This window comes from Stakelama flava (genome assembly GCF_019351405.1).
GTDB classification, from domain to species: Bacteria; Pseudomonadota; Alphaproteobacteria; order Sphingomonadales; family Sphingomonadaceae; genus Sphingomonas; species Sphingomonas flava_A.
Genome location: NZ_JAHWZX010000015.1, coordinates 67,608 through 81,444, shown reverse-complemented (window position 1 = coordinate 81,444; position 13,837 = coordinate 67,608). Strand labels below are relative to the sequence as shown.

Genomic DNA, 13,837 nt, shown 5'->3' with positions numbered 1-13,837 from the left:
CAGCTTCCTGCTCCTTCAAAACAGCAATGATCTGCTCCTCGCTGAACCTGCTCCGCTTCATCTCGTCCGTACTCCTTCTCGAGGGCCGGACTCTACCTATCAATGGAGGAAATCTAGGGGCTCAGACCAATTGAGCAGGTGACGCCGTTATCCGCCATAAGGCGCTGGAACTGCTCGCTTGTGTATTGGCTGCCCTGATTCGAATGATGCAGCAGGGCATCCGGTTTACCGCGCCGCCAGATCGCCATGATCAGCGCATCGGTAACGAGCTGGGCGGTCATCGCGTCGCTCATCGACCAGCCAACCACCCGGCGCGAGAACAGGTCGATCACCGCGGCGACATAGAGCCATCCTTCGGCGGTCCAGATATAGGTGAAGTCGGCTACCCATTTCTGGTTCGGCCTGTCCGCCGAGAACTGGCGATCGAGCACGTTGCCGGCGATGACCGAACATTCGCCTTGATCCTTCGGCAGCCCGCGACGGCGTGGCCGCGCTCGCAAACCCTGCTGACGCATCAGCCGTTCGACCCGATGCAGGCCGCAGGACATGTCTTCGGCGAGCAGATCGTGCCAGACCCGGCGCGCGCCATATGTGCGGTAGCTGGTGATATGACTGGTCTTCACCCTGGCGCCGATCACCTCGTCGTCGCGAGCACGCTGCGATGGTGCCCGGTTGAGCCAGGCATGAAAACCGCTTCGCGAAACCCCGAGCGCCCCGCACATCCACGCCACCGGCCAGATCCCTCGGTGCTTCGCGATGAAAATGAACCTCATATCGAGTCCTTCGCGAAGTAGGCGGCGGCTTTTTTAGGATGTCTCGTTCTGCCTTCAGCTTCGCCACTTCGCGGCGTAATCGATCGATCTCCAACTGCTCCGGCCTCATCTGCCCGTGACCGGGAAAGGCATGTCCCGGATCGGCAGCGAACTCCTTCACCCACTTGCGCAGCACGTTCTCGTGTAAATCCAGGTCCCGGGCTGCCTGGGCGATCGTTACGCCGCGCTCCCGGACCAATCGCACCGCCTCAAGCTTGAACTCGCGGGCGAATTTCCTTCGTTGCATCGATGCTCTCCGTTCAGTGAAAACACCTTATCTCGGTGTCCACCAAACCGGCAGCAGGCCAGTTTTCCGCAGTGGAGCGCCGGGAGTGGGGCGCCATCACCTGGGATGTGCTCTTGGCGATCGGGCGGAGCGCGTGCGCAAGGGTCTGTTGCCCCGCTTTACCCCCGCCGCCGGGATCAATCCGTATCGGGTGCCAGCCATGCAAGCCTGACCGCGCCATCGCTGCCGCCCTTGCCGGACACTGCATGCGCGTCGAGGCCCGCCTTGGTCAGCGTGTCGACAACCACTGCGACCCGGTCCTTTGCGCCGGCGACTCCGATCGGCACGTTCAGCCGTTTCGCGCCCCAGATGGCGGTGGCGATCGCCGCTTCGCCTGCGGCATCGGGTTTGGGCGCTACCGGTTCGTCGCCTTTGTCCCCGGGTTGCGGCGTGGCGAAGCTGATATCGGGCAATTTGGCTGCGGGCGGGATCAGTTCGACCGTCCAGCCTGTGGCGGCATCCGAAACCCGCTTTTCCAGCGTGCGATAGGCTTCCAGCCCGGTATCGGGCAGCGGCTTGGCCGTCACCACCGCGCGCTGGTGGTCGCGATCGAGCAGGACATTGCCCTGATCGACGCCGGCGACCAGCGCCAGTTGCTCGGTGGTGCGCACCGCCACCTTGTCGGCCGCAAGCTGGCGCGCATTGGCCTGTGCCGACGCGATCTGCGCTGCTTCGGCGGCCTGCGAAGTGCCGACGCGATATTGTTCGAGCGCCACCTCGACCGGCTTGCCCAGCAGCCGCTGCAGCGTTTTTTGCGCATCGCCCTCCGCATCGGGACGGAATTCAGGGGTGAGCACGGTCGCGTTGACCCGGATCGGGTGGGTGTCGGGGTGGAAGTCGATCTGGCTCAGCCGTGCATCGTCGCCGAACTGGCTCATCACCACATTCTGCGCCTGACGCGACGCGGTCGCTTCCCAGGCGATATTGATCAGCGAAATGCCCAGCGGAATGGCCAGCGCCACGAACACCGCGATGCCGACGACCGATTGCAGCACGGTATGCTGCGGCGACAGGTCCGATCCGAACCCGTACAGCCGCGCCATCACCGCCGCGGCCAGCGCGATCGTCATCAGGTTGGTAAAGAACAGCAGCGTCGATCCGCCGAACACCGTCCAGTTCAGCGTGGCGAGGCCGTATCCCATCACAGCGAGCGGCGGCATCAACGCGGTGGCGATCGCGACGCCGACGATCGTGCCCTCGCGCCCGCGCACCATCGCATAGGACCCGGCAAGCGCCGAAAAGAACGCCACCATCAGGTCGAACAGATTGGGCCGGGTGCGCGCGGCGATCTCTTCGGTCACATTCTGCAGTGGCGACAGCAGCACGACCAGCGCGGTGAAGAACACGGCGAGCACGATGCCGATTGCCAGCGCGATCGACGAAGCCCGGATTTCCGCCGTATCGAATGTTGCCAGCCCGAAACCAAGCCCGATGATCGGCCCCATCAGCGGGGAGATCAGCATCGCGCCGATCACGACCGCGGGAGAGGACAGCAACAGCCCCAGCACCGCGATGCCTGCCGACATCAGCGTCATGAACATGTACCGGCCCGACCAGCCGCTTTCGCCGCGCACCTTGTCGAGGACACGGACATGATCGACGCTGGAAACGACATTGCCGCGCCACCAGTCGGTAATCGGGTTCGCGGGAAGGATGCCGCCGGATGATTCCATGGTGAGGCGCCTTAAGGGGTTTGCCGCTGCTTTGCCAGCCGATAGGAATGCAATGCGATCAGGGCAATAAAACGAGGTGGGTTGTGGAAGAAACGCGCGCGGGATCGGCATTGCGAACATTTATGTCGAGCGAGGCATCGGGGGGAATCGTCCTGATCCTGGCATCGGTCGCTGCGATGGTCGTCGCCAATGTGCCCGGCCTGTCGGAGAGCTATTTCCACTTTCTGCACTTCGAAACCGGCCCGACGTTCAAGCCCGGCCATCCGATGAGCGTGCATCTGTGGATCAACGACGGGCTGATGGCGATCTTCTTCTTCCTGGTCGGGCTGGAGATAAAGCGCGAATTCGTCGATGGCCGGCTCGCCACCTGGGAACGCCGCCGCCTGCCCGCGATCGCCGCCGCCGCGGGCATGCTGGTTCCCGCGATCATCTATCTCGCAATCACCTATCAGCGGCCCGAGCTGCAATCGGGCTGGGCGATTCCGGCGGCGACCGACATTGCCTTTGCGATCGGTGTGCTCGCGCTGCTCGGATCGCGGGTGCCAGCGTCGATGAAGCTGTTTCTGACCACCGTCGCGATCGTCGACGATATGGGTGCGGTGGCGATCATCGCGCTTGCTTATACCGACCATCTGTCCACCTTCGCGCTGTTCCTCGCCATGATCGTGCTGGGCACGATGTATGTTCTCAACAAAAGCGGGGTGAAGCGCCTGTCGCCCTATGTCGTGCTGGCGGTGCTGCTATGGTATTTCGTGTTCCTGTCGGGGGTGCACGCGACGATCGCCGGCGTGCTCGCCGCGCTGATGGTGCCGATCACCAAATCGCCCGGCGCGCCCGATAGCGAGGAATCGCCGCTTCACAAGCTGGAGCATCGCCTCGAATATTGGGTCGCTTTCCTGATCGTGCCGCTGTTCGGTTTCGCCAATGCGGGGGTTTCGTTCGAAGGGCTTTCGCCGATGATCCTGTTCGACACGCTGCCGCTCGCCGTGGCGGCGGGGCTGTTCTTCGGCAAGCAGGTCGGCATCCTGGGTATAATCTGGCTGGCGGCGAAAACCGGCTTTGCACAGACACCCGGCGGTTCGACCTGGGCACAGGCCTATGGCGTGTCGCTGCTCGCAGGTATCGGCTTCACGATGAGCCTGTTCATCGGCGGGCTTGCCTTTCCGGGCAATGAATTGCTGATCGATGAGGTGAAGATCGGCGTCCTGTCCGGCTCCGTCCTGTCGGCGCTTGCGGGCTATCTGGTGCTTCGCTTCGCGCCCCCCAAACGGGGGTAGCGCGCACCCGTCAATACAGGCCCGGTACTTCGCGCTGCGCCGTGCTGGGCCGTGACGGGGCCAGCAGTTCGCGCTTGCGATGGACAGACGCGGTGGTCAGCGCCGTACCTGCGAAGATCGGCGAGCAGCTTTTGCCCTGAAGGAAGTTCAGCGCGGCGCGGGTCGATGCCTCCTGCGGGTCGCCCATCGCGTGGCCAAGGTCGTCGGCGGCCTGACAGCTTGCCTTTACCGTGCCCGCCATGCCGTCGAAATAATCGCCCTGATTGTCCGCGTTGCTCAGCGACAAGGCGATGACCCTCAGCCGGTCGTCGCACGCTTCGCGGTCCAGCGCGATCTGCCCTACCGGCTTGCCATAAGTGTTGGTGCCGATCAGCGCGTCGTTTTCGCCCAGGTACGGCACGAAATTGTTCATCACCAGTTCGCTTGCCGATGCGGTTCCGCCCATGCCGATAAAGGCGATTTTTGTGGCCGAAACGGCATTCGCCTCCGCCGCGAAATAGGCGGTTTCGTTTTCCGATGATTTTTCTGGGCGGAAGGAGACGTGGTACATAACGTCAGAGGTCGAACGGTTGCCGCCCAGCAGGTTGCTCATCAATTCCGCCGTGCTCAGCAGGCCGCCGCCATTATAGCGCAGATCGACGATGACCTTGTCGATCCCCTTCGCCGCGAAATCGGCGATGGCGGCGCGCAGTTCGGGATCGGCGGCATAGATGAAGGTGCGAAGGTTGATATAGCCATATTGTTCGCCGCCTTCGGTGATGACCTTTGAGCCGTACCGGCTCGATACCGGATCGATATCATATTCGGCCTTGGCCAAAGTGACGACGCGCGTGCCGTTCGCATCGGTGACGCGAAACGCGCGTGTCGTCCCGACCGTCGACGGCCCCAGCGCATCGGATATGGCGAGCGTGCCTCCTTGCGCATACAGGTCGGCAACGCTGACGAGCGTATTTTCATTCGTGCCGATCGCGGTGATCGCCGTTCCGCGATCGAGGCCGGCGTCGAGCGCGGGGGCGTTTTCGAATGCTTCGGCAATGATCAGCTGCGATCCGGTTTCGTCCAGCGTAAAGCGGACGCCCAGCCCGGCCGTTGCGCCGGAGTTGAAATATTCGGTCTCTTCCGTGATCGATGTGAGATAGGTGAAATAGCGGTCCTTGCCTTGCGCGCGCGCATTTGCGGCCAGCGCGTCGAGAAACGTTTCGACCGAATCATATTGCGACGCGTCGGGCGCGGCGGGCAGGGTGTCGGGGAAAAGATACCATTCGCGCATCTGCGAAAGCACCCAGTCCTTGCGCGCGGAAAGCGAACAGGTGCCGCTGTCGCTGTCGCCGGTCGTGCCAGATCCCGATCCGCCGCCGGTGCCCGATGTCGGCGGCGTCGTGACGCTGCCGCTCGATCCGCCGCCGCATCCCGCAAGCAACGCCGACAATGCCAGCCCGGCAACCCACCTGTTGTTCATGCCCCAGAACCCCTGTTGTTTTTCAATAGGCTAGACGCCTGCGAGGGAAAGGCAAGCGGGATACGCGCCGTCGGGCTTGTCTGGCGGCAATCGGTCGACCGTTGCGCTGTGCATATGCAAAAAGCGGCGGCGCAGCCGAAGCCGCCCCGCCGCTTTCAAACGCGCTTCGGATGCGCCGTTACAGCTTTTCGGTAAGCTCGGGCACCGCGGTGTATAGATCAGCAACCAGTCCGATATCCGCCACCTGGAAGATCGGTGCGTCCTCATCCTTGTTGATGGCAATGATGGTTTTCGAGTCCTTCATTCCGGCAAGGTGCTGGATCGCGCCCGAAATGCCGATGGCGATATAGATTTCCGGCGCGACGATCTTGCCCGTCTGACCGACCTGATAGTCGTTGGGGACGTATCCGGCATCGACCGCGGCGCGGCTCGCGCCCACCGCCGCGCCCAGCTTGTCGGCAAGCGGTTCGATAATCTTGGTGAAATTCTCCGAATTTTGAAGCGCCCGCCCGCCCGACACGACGATGCCCGCGCTGGTCAGTTCGGGGCGGTCGCTGGTCGCGATGTCCGCCTTCACAAAGCTGGAAAGCCCCTTGTCGCCTTCACCCGCCACGGTTTCGATTTCGGCCGAACCGCCCTCGGCTTCGGCCTTGTCGAACGCGGTGCCGCGAACGGTGATGACCTTTTTCGCATCCGACGTCTTGACCGTCGCGATGGCGTTGCCGGCATAGATCGGCCGGGTGAAGGTGTCTTCGCCCTCAACCGACAGGATGTCGGAAATCTGCATCACGTCGAGCAAGGCGGCAACGCGCGGCGCGATATTCTTGCCCGTGGTGGTGGCGGGCGCGACGAAGGCGTCGTGATCGGCCATCAGCGACACGATCAGCGGGGCGACATTTTCCGCCAGCGCATGTCCGTACGCCGCGTCGTTGGCCAGATGCACCTTGCCGACGCCAGCGATTTTGGCGGCGGCATCAGCGACCGACTGGCAGCCCGATCCGGCGACCAGCAGATGCACCTCGCCCAGCTTCGACGCGGCGGTCACCGTGGCGAGCGTCGCGTCCTTCACATCCTTGTTGTCGTGTTCGACCCAAACCAGAGTCTTCATATTATCCTACCTCAAAAGCCGTTCGCCCTGCGCTTGTCGAAGGGCGGTACTTCCTCTCACCCGTGCGCCCCGAAAAGGGACGGTGCTTCAACAAGCTCAGCACGAACGGGCGGGCCGACGGATGGCCCTTATGCCGGAACGCCCATCGCCTTCAGCCTGGCGACCAGTTCATCGACATCGGCGACCTTCACGCCCGCGGTCCGTTTGGGCGGTTCGGACACGTTGGTGACGGTCAGCCGCGGCGCAACGTCGACGCCGTAATCGCCAGCGGTCTTGGTCGCCATCGGCTTCGACTTCGCCTTCATGATGTTGGGGAGCGAAGCGTAGCGCGGCTCGTTCAGGCGAAGATCGGTGGTGATGATTGCCGGCAGCGTCAGCGCATCGGTTTCAAGCCCGCCATCGACTTCGCGCGTCACATTCGCCTTGCTGTCGGCCAGTTCGACCTTCGAAGCAAAAGTGCCCTGCGCCCAGCCGAGCAGTGCGGCGAGCATCTGGCCGGTCTGGTTGTTGTCGTCGTCGATCGCCTGTTTGCCCAGGATCACCAGCTCGGGGCTTTCTTCCTCGACGACCTTGGCGAGCAGTTTGGCGACGCCCAGCGGTTCGACGCGCTCGTCGGTGGTGATCAGGATCGCCCGGTCGGCACCCATCGCCAGCGCGGTGCGCAGCGTTTCCTGCGCCTTCTGTTCGCCGATCGAAACGACCACAATCTCTTCGACGGGGCCGTTTTCCTTCAGGCGGATCGCCTCTTCGACAGCGATCTCGTCAAACGGATTCATGCTCATTTTTACGTTGGCGAGGTCGACGCCGGAGCCATCCGCCTTGATGCGGGGCTTTACGTTGTAGTCAAGCACGCGCTTGACCGGCACCAGCACTTTCATTTGCGTCCTTTCCGTGTTTTGTCACATCGAATTACATCATTGCGTACGGCGATACATGGCGGTTTCCGGCCCTTTTCACAAGGGCGGTATGCCGGTGTGCACAAACACTGTGCCGGGCCGCACTGCCGTAGCGAAAATCGCACCGCGCCGCGTACCCGCGCCTTCAAATACCATGGCGCTACCAACGAAAACGGGGCCCCGGCGTATCCGCCTGAGCCCCGTTTGTTTTACCCTCCGCCGCGTTTGCGATCGCCTGAGCGATGGACCGTGCGGCAATCCGGGCGGAATCAGATGACATGCGCGGCTCAGGCGGCCTGCTTCACCTCGCCCACGATCTTCTTCGCCGCATCGCCCAGATCGTCGGCGGCGACGATCGGCAGGCCCGAATTGGCGAGGATTTCCTTGCCCTTCTCAACATTCGTGCCTTCCAGGCGCACGACCAGCGGGACCGACAGGTTCACTTCCTTCGCCGCGGCGACGATGCCGTCGGCGATGATGTCGCAGCGCATGATGCCGCCAAAGATGTTGACGAGGATGCCCTTTACCGCCGGATCGCTCAGAATGATCTTGAACGCGGCAGTCACCTTTTCCTTGTTGGCGCCGCCGCCGACATCCAGGAAGTTGGCCGGGAACATGCCGTTCAGCTTGATGATGTCCATCGTCGCCATGGCAAGGCCTGCGCCATTGACCATGCAGCCGATATCGCCGTCCAGCTTGATATAGGCCAGGTCGTGCTTCGACGCTTCCAGCTCCATCGGGTCTTCTTCGGTTTCGTCGCGCAGCTCGGCCAGGTCCTTGTGGCGGAACATCGCGTTCGAATCGAACCCGACCTTTGCGTCGAGCACCATCAGCTTGTCGTCTTCGGTTACCGCCAGCGGGTTGATCTCGATCTGGCTGGCATCGGTGCCGAGGAACGCTTCGTACAGCTTCGCCGCGGTCTTCTGCGCCTGCTTGGCAAGGTCGCCCTTCAGGCCCAGTGCATTGGCGACCGCGCGGCCGTGATGCGGCATGAAACCTGTCGCCGGGTCGATATCCATGGTGTGGATCTTTTCCGGGCTGTTATGCGCGACATCCTCGATGTCCATGCCGCCTTCGGTCGATGCGACCATGGCGATACGGCCGGTGGCGCGGTCGACCAGCACGGCAAGGTAGAATTCCTTGGCGATGTCGACGCCGTCGGTGACGTACAGGCGGTTAACCTGCTTGCCATGCTCACCGGTCTGAACGGTAACCAGCGTGTTGCCCAGCATGTCCTTCGCCGCGGCCTCAACCTCATCCAACGTCTTGGCAAGGCGTACACCGCCCTTGGCGTCGGGGCCCAGTTCCTTGAACTTGCCCTTGCCGCGGCCGCCGGCATGAATCTGCGCCTTGACGACATAGAGCGGTCCGGGGAGCTTCTTCGCTGCTTCAACCGCTTCCTCGACGCTCATCGCGGCATGGCCGGCGGGGACGGGCACGCCGAACTTCGCGAGCAATTCCTTGGCCTGATATTCATGGATATTCATGTGGGCGTGCCTTCCGTTCGAAAGATCGGGAAATTTGCGTTGCGCTAAAGCACAGCTGGGCAGGTGAATCCACCCCCTCAGGCGTGCGATATGGCTATGGCTCGTGCGTTTGCAACGCATTCTCAGCCGGGTGCCGGCTCTCGCCTATCGGCGCATGCGCGGCTATAAGGGGTGTATGGCCATATCGACCGGCATCGCGCTTTTTCTCGTCACCATATTCGGCATGGAGGGCTTTGCCTATGTCATGCACCGCTGGGTGATGCATGGGCCGGGCTGGTTTCTGCACAAAAGCCATCACCGCCCGCGCACCGGCAACTGGGAATTGAACGACCTGTACGCGGCGATTTTCGCCGTGCCATCGATCGTGCTGCTGCTGGGCGGGGTTCAGCTTGGCTGGTGGCCCGGCTGCACATGGATCGGCGCGGGAATCGCCGCTTATGGCGCGATCTATTTCGGCTTTCACGATATCATCGTCCATCGCCGGGTGGCCAATCGCTACCTCCCGCGCTCGCGCTATATGAAGCGGATCGTTCAGGCGCATCGCCTGCATCACGCGGTTGAAACGAAGCGCGGCACAGTCAGTTTCGGCTTTTTATGGGCTCCCCGGCCCGAAGCGTTGAAGGAAGCGCTCAACCGGCGCGGCAACGCGGGCGTGCGCGCACCGACGGCGGAGCGCGACCGGCAGGCGGTCTGACGCATGGCCGACTGGCTTGGACGAACGCTGCTGCTCGTGCTCAGCGGGCTTGCGACCTTCGCGGTGCTGCTTTCGCTGCAAAGCGCGTCGCAGGTCGACACGGCGGAGCGTAGCGTAAATCCGCCGGTTTCGGCGCAAAACGACGATGCTGCTGATAAAGGCGGCGGGGCGGGCCGCGCATCGGATCGCGAAACGCAATCGTCAGGCGCTCCCGGCCAGCCTTCCGCCGCGCCCGGCCCCGCGCAAATCCACGCTTCAGATCAGCGAGCGCCCGAAACCGCGATATGGCTTCGCGCGATAACCTATGCGCTTCTTGCGCTCGCCGGATTCGCCGCTGCCGGGCTGCTCGTCCTGTTAAGGATTACCGCGCTACTCGCCCGGATCGCCGGGCGCTGAGGATCAGTCGAACAGGCTGGATACCGACGCTTCATCGGCGATCCGCCGCATCGCTTCGGCGAGAAGCGGCGCGATGGTCAAGTGGCGAATCTTCTCGGCCTTCGAAATGGTGTCGTGATTGCCGATCGAATCGGTGATCACCAGTTCCTCAAGCGCCGATTTCTGGACCCGCGCCACGGCACCGCCAGACAAGACGCCATGGGTGCAATAGGCAACGACTCCGGCGGCTCCCGCCTGTTTCAGCGCGGCGGCGGCGTTGCACAGCGTTCCCGCCGAATCGACGATATCGTCGATCAGGATGCAGAATCGGTCGGACACGTCGCCGATGATGTTCATCACCTCCGATTCGCCCGGCCGTTCGCGGCGTTTGTCGACGATGGCGAGCGGCGCGTTATCGAGTCGCTTGGCAAGCGCGCGGGCGCGCACCACGCCGCCGACATCGGGCGAAACGACCATCAGGTTTTTGTCCGAAAAGCGCGCCTTGATATCTTCGCTCATCACCGGCGCGGCGAACAGATTGTCGGTCGGAATATCGAAAAAGCCCTGAATCTGTCCCGCGTGCAGATCGACCGAGAGCACGCGGTCGGCACCTGCGGTAGTGATCAGGTTCGCGACGAGTTTCGCCGAGATCGGCGTGCGCGGACCCGGTTTGCGGTCCTGCCGCGCATAGCCGAAATAGGGAACGACGGCGGTGATCCGGCGGGCGGATGCACGGCGAAGCGCATCGATGCAGATCAGCAATTCCATCAGATTGTCGTTGGCGGGATAGGATGTCGACTGGAGCATGAACACGTCCTCGCCGCGCACATTTTCCAGAATTTCGACGAAAATCTCCTCATCCGCGAAACGGCGCACATTCGCGCTGGTCAGCGGAATTTCCAGATAGCTGGCAATCGCATCGCCAAGCGGAAGGTTCGAATTGCCCGCCAAAAGCTTCATCGCGCGCCATTCTCCCTTGATGCGCCGTCCATTGAGAGCCCCTCCTTAGAGAGGCGATCGCTCTGCGAAAAGGGCCATTGCCGCCGCGCCGGGCGGTTCGTAACAGATGTGCCATGGTAACCACACGTTTCGCCCCCAGCCCGACCGGCCGGCTGCATGTCGGTAATCTGCGTACCGCGATCCACAACTGGATGTGGGCGCGAAAGGCGGGCGGCCGCTTCCTGCTGCGTATCGACGACACCGATGCCGAACGGTCGAGCGAAGAGAATGTGGAGGCGATTCGCGAAGACCTCGCCTGGATCGGACTAGTCCCCGATGCTGAGGAACGCCAGTCGGCGCGCTTCGCGATCTATGAATCGCATTTCGAAACGCTGCGCGCCGCGGGGCGAATCTATCCCGCCTATGAAACGCCGCAGGAACTGGACCTCAAGCGCAAAATCCTGCTCGGGCGCGGCCTGCCGCCGGTATATGATCGCGCGGCGTTGAACCTGTCCGAAGCCGAACGCGCGGCGCTGGAGGCCGAGGGGCGGCGGCCGCACTGGCGTTTCCGCCTCGATCACGACGCGCCGATGGAATGGGACGACATGGTGCGCGGCCCGCAGCGCTTCGATCCGGAAAAGATCAGCGATCCGGTGATCCGGCGCGAGGACGGGTCCTGGCTGTACCTGCTCCCGTCGGTCATCGACGATATCGACCTTGGAATTACCGATGTGGTGCGTGGGGAAGATCATGTCACCAACACCGCGGTTCAGGTGCAGATGTTCGCCGCGCTGGGCGCCCAGCCGCCGCGTTTCGCGCATGAGGCGCTGCTGACCGGAGCCGAGGGCAAGCTGTCCAAACGGCTCGGCTCGCTGGGCATCGACCATTTTCGCGAGGGCGGAATCGAACCGGTGGCGCTGGTCGCGCTGCTCGCGCGGCTGGGCACCAGCGATCCGGTCGAAGCGGTCACCAGGCCGCAGCCGCTGATCGAAACGATGGACTTTGCCCGGTTCGGCCGTGCGCCCGCACGCTTTGATGAAGGTGAACTCGCCGGATTGAATGCGCGAATCGTCCATCAGCTTGACTATGATGCGGTCGCCGACCGGCTGCCCGACACAATGGAGCGCGAAGGATGGGCGGCGATCCGACCCAACCTTTCCACGGTAGGCGAAGCGGCGAACTGGTGGGCGATCGTAGAGGGGCCGTTCGACGCACCCGTGCCGGGCGACGATGTGGAGTATCTCGCCCAGGCGGCGGCGCTGGCCGACGAAATCGACTGGCGTGATGATCCCTGGCGCGCGCTGACCGGTGCATTGAAGGAGCGGACGGGCCGCAAGGGCAAGGCGCTGTTCCTGCCGCTTCGCCGCGCGCTGACCGGCCTCGGCCACGGTCCCGACATGGCGGCGCTGTTGCCGCTGATCGGGCGTGAGCGCGCGATAAAGCGCCTGCGCGGGCAATGATGCGGCAGGGGCTGGTCGGCGGCGTCGTGCGTGCGTATCTGTAGCGGCGTGTTCAGTTTTCTCAAATTCCTCTCGCCGGTTCGGGCCTATCGCGATCTTCGCCGGTTTCTGGCGCAGCGGCGGCCGCACGAACTGGTGTTCATGATGGCGGCGCTGTTTCTGACGGTGCTGGTGATCGCCGGCTTCGTTCATGACAGCCGCGTGGAAGTGCCGTACAAGAAGAGCATCATCTATGTCGAAAGCTGGCCGCTGAACCGCAGCGAGGCAGAGATTCTGGCGCAGCAGAAAATCGATGTTCAGAAAAAACGAGAGCAGCAAGCCGAACTTGAAAAGAAGCAGGCCGAACGCCGCGCCGAATTCCAGCGTCTGGATAACCAGCTCGACAGCTGGGGACTTTGACGGATTCGCGCTGGATGGGCGCAGCGCTGTCGCTCGCCGAGCGCGGGCGAGGACGCGTCGCGCCCAATCCCAATGTGGGATGCGTGATCGTCAATCGCGGCGTGGTGGTGGGGCGCGGCTGGACCCAGCCGGGCGGGCGTCCGCATGCCGAGGCGATGGCGCTGGCGCAGGCGGGAGCGGCAGCGCGCGGCGCAACGGCCTATGTCACGCTGGAACCGTGCGCGCATGTGTCACCGCGCGGACCCGCCTGTTCGGATTTGCTGGCCGAAGCGGGCGTGACGCGCGTCGTCGTGGCGCTTCGCGATCCCGATCCGCGCACTGACGGCAAGGGGCTGGCGCGCCTGTACGAAGCGGGAATCGAAACGCTGTGCGGCGTTGAAAAAGCCGACGCTCGCCGGTCGATGGCGGGGTTTCTGACCCGGCAGCGCTTCGGGCGGCCGCATGTCACGCTGAAACTGGCGATGTCGCTCGACGGGGCAATCGCGATGGCCGACGGGCGAAGCAAATGGATCACCGGCGAAGCGGCGCGGCATCACGCGCATGTCGAGCGCGCCCGGCATGAAATGATCCTTGTCGGGCGGGGCACGGTGACGGCCGACAGGCCTTCGCTCGACGTTCGTCTCGCCGGGCTGGAAGACCGCGCTCCGGCCAGGTTGATGCTCTCCAGCGAAGATATCGATGTGCCGCCCGGCTGGCGCACGATAAACGCGCCGGGCGACCTGCTGACCGACGATTTGCCCGGCGATCACCTTTTGGTCGAAGGCGGGATCGAGACCGCTGCTTCGTTTCTTTCCGCCGATCTGGTCGATCGCCTGCTCCTGTACCGGGCGCCGATCCTTATCGGCGACGGCCGGACGCTTCCCGGTTTCGGGCTCGCGGACCTCGCCGATGCGCATGGGCGATGGCGCGCTTGCGATTCGCGTCGGCTTGGCAGCGACACTCTCGATGTTTACGAGCGCGTCAGGAGATAGG

12 protein-coding genes and 1 pseudogene are annotated in these 13,837 nt (G+C 63.4%); 6 read left to right on the top strand and 7 right to left on the bottom strand.

All coding sequences use genetic code 11. The features are described 5' to 3' along the window. Positions 1 to 119: 119 nt before the first annotated feature. Together KY084_RS14005 and KY084_RS14000 are read right to left on the bottom strand one after the other, a co-directional pair. Positions 120 to 1,059, bottom strand: a pseudogene (locus KY084_RS14005) (IS3 family transposase); the annotation flags it as partial. 176 nt (positions 1,060 to 1,235) lie between these two features. Then, complete coding sequence (locus tag KY084_RS14000) at positions 1,236 to 2,771, bottom strand: DUF389 domain-containing protein (RefSeq protein WP_219239097.1); 1,536 nt, start codon at positions 2,769 to 2,771, stop codon at positions 1,236 to 1,238. Between the two features lie 47 nt (positions 2,772 to 2,818). Here KY084_RS14000 and nhaA point away from each other — a divergent pair, with 47 nt between their 5' ends. After that, entirely contained in the window at positions 2,819 to 4,048 is a 1,230-nt protein-coding gene (gene nhaA / locus KY084_RS13995; protein WP_219239096.1) for a Na+/H+ antiporter NhaA, read from the top strand. A 10-nt stretch (positions 4,049 to 4,058) separates the two neighbouring features. Here the strand turns inward: nhaA and KY084_RS13990 are convergent, their stop codons facing one another. The 4 genes from KY084_RS13990 to sucC all read right to left on the bottom strand — a co-directional run bounded on the left by KY084_RS13990 (position 4,059) and on the right by sucC (position 8,998). After that, positions 4,059 to 5,507: a S41 family peptidase gene (locus KY084_RS13990; RefSeq protein WP_219239095.1), complete on the bottom strand. Its 1,449-nt coding sequence runs from the start codon at positions 5,505 to 5,507 to the stop codon at positions 4,059 to 4,061. A gap of 178 nt (positions 5,508 to 5,685) precedes the next feature. Continuing rightward, positions 5,686 to 6,615 (bottom strand): electron transfer flavoprotein subunit alpha/FixB family protein, encoded by a 930-nt coding sequence (locus tag KY084_RS13985; protein WP_219239094.1) that lies wholly within the window; start codon positions 6,613 to 6,615, stop codon positions 5,686 to 5,688. 128 nt (positions 6,616 to 6,743) lie between these two features. Beyond that, on the bottom strand, positions 6,744 to 7,493 hold the full coding sequence (locus tag KY084_RS13980) for an electron transfer flavoprotein subunit beta/FixA family protein (RefSeq protein WP_219239093.1): 750 nt from the start codon (positions 7,491 to 7,493) through the stop codon (positions 6,744 to 6,746). A gap of 305 nt (positions 7,494 to 7,798) precedes the next feature. Continuing rightward, positions 7,799 to 8,998 carry an ADP-forming succinate--CoA ligase subunit beta gene (gene sucC, locus KY084_RS13975; RefSeq protein ID WP_219239092.1) on the bottom strand — a complete coding sequence of 400 codons (1,200 nt, stop codon included), beginning with the start codon at positions 8,996 to 8,998 and terminating at the stop codon, positions 7,799 to 7,801. Between the two features lie 175 nt (positions 8,999 to 9,173). Between sucC and KY084_RS13970 the strand changes: the two genes are divergently transcribed. Together KY084_RS13970 and KY084_RS13965 are read left to right on the top strand one after the other, a co-directional pair. Then, positions 9,174 to 9,692: a sterol desaturase family protein gene (locus KY084_RS13970; protein ID WP_219239091.1), complete on the top strand. Its 519-nt coding sequence runs from the start codon at positions 9,174 to 9,176 to the stop codon at positions 9,690 to 9,692. A 3-nt stretch (positions 9,693 to 9,695) separates the two neighbouring features. Then, positions 9,696 to 10,088 (top strand): hypothetical protein, encoded by a 393-nt coding sequence (locus tag KY084_RS13965; protein WP_219239090.1) that lies wholly within the window; start codon positions 9,696 to 9,698, stop codon positions 10,086 to 10,088. A gap of 3 nt (positions 10,089 to 10,091) precedes the next feature. Here KY084_RS13965 and KY084_RS13960 read toward each other — a convergent pair whose 3' ends face one another. Beyond that, positions 10,092 to 11,027, bottom strand: coding sequence for a ribose-phosphate pyrophosphokinase (locus tag KY084_RS13960; protein WP_219239089.1), 936 nt, complete (start codon positions 11,025 to 11,027; stop codon positions 10,092 to 10,094). Between the two features lie 113 nt (positions 11,028 to 11,140). On the opposite strand from KY084_RS13960, the gene gltX reads away from it, so the two are divergent. Genes gltX through ribD form a run of 3 tightly spaced genes read left to right on the top strand, consistent with a single transcriptional unit; the run spans position 11,141 to position 13,836 of the window. Then, positions 11,141 to 12,466 (top strand): glutamate--tRNA ligase, encoded by a 1,326-nt coding sequence (gltX, locus tag KY084_RS13955; protein WP_219239088.1) that lies wholly within the window; start codon positions 11,141 to 11,143, stop codon positions 12,464 to 12,466. 30 nt (positions 12,467 to 12,496) lie between these two features. After that, entirely contained in the window at positions 12,497 to 12,865 is a 369-nt protein-coding gene (locus tag KY084_RS13950) for a hypothetical protein (RefSeq protein ID WP_343228030.1), read from the top strand. 14 nt (positions 12,866 to 12,879) lie between these two features. After that, entirely contained in the window at positions 12,880 to 13,836 is a 957-nt protein-coding gene (ribD, locus tag KY084_RS13945) for a bifunctional diaminohydroxyphosphoribosylaminopyrimidine deaminase/5-amino-6-(5-phosphoribosylamino)uracil reductase RibD (protein WP_219239087.1), read from the top strand. Position 13,837 lies beyond the last annotated feature (1 nt).

What these genes read in the sequence shown, in the direction of transcription:
- nhaA (WP_219239096.1), top strand. Translation starts at nt 2,819, where the DNA reads ATGCAATGCGATCAGGGCAATAAAACGAGGTGGGTTGTGGAAGAAACG.
- KY084_RS14000 (WP_219239097.1), bottom strand. Translation starts at nt 2,771, where the DNA reads ATGGAATCATCCGGCGGCATCCTTCCCGCGAACCCGATTACCGACTGG.
- ribD (WP_219239087.1), top strand. Translation starts at nt 12,880, where the DNA reads ATGGGCGCAGCGCTGTCGCTCGCCGAGCGCGGGCGAGGACGCGTCGCG.
- KY084_RS13970 (WP_219239091.1), top strand. Translation starts at nt 9,174, where the DNA reads ATGGCCATATCGACCGGCATCGCGCTTTTTCTCGTCACCATATTCGGC.
- KY084_RS13965 (WP_219239090.1), top strand. Translation starts at nt 9,696, where the DNA reads ATGGCCGACTGGCTTGGACGAACGCTGCTGCTCGTGCTCAGCGGGCTT.
- KY084_RS13985 (WP_219239094.1), bottom strand. Translation starts at nt 6,615, where the DNA reads ATGAAGACTCTGGTTTGGGTCGAACACGACAACAAGGATGTGAAGGAC.
- KY084_RS13960 (WP_219239089.1), bottom strand. Translation starts at nt 11,027, where the DNA reads ATGAAGCTTTTGGCGGGCAATTCGAACCTTCCGCTTGGCGATGCGATT.
- sucC (WP_219239092.1), bottom strand. Translation starts at nt 8,998, where the DNA reads ATGAATATCCATGAATATCAGGCCAAGGAATTGCTCGCGAAGTTCGGC.
- KY084_RS13990 (WP_219239095.1), bottom strand. Translation starts at nt 5,507, where the DNA reads ATGAACAACAGGTGGGTTGCCGGGCTGGCATTGTCGGCGTTGCTTGCG.
- KY084_RS13980 (WP_219239093.1), bottom strand. Translation starts at nt 7,493, where the DNA reads ATGAAAGTGCTGGTGCCGGTCAAGCGCGTGCTTGACTACAACGTAAAG.
- gltX (WP_219239088.1), top strand. Translation starts at nt 11,141, where the DNA reads ATGGTAACCACACGTTTCGCCCCCAGCCCGACCGGCCGGCTGCATGTC.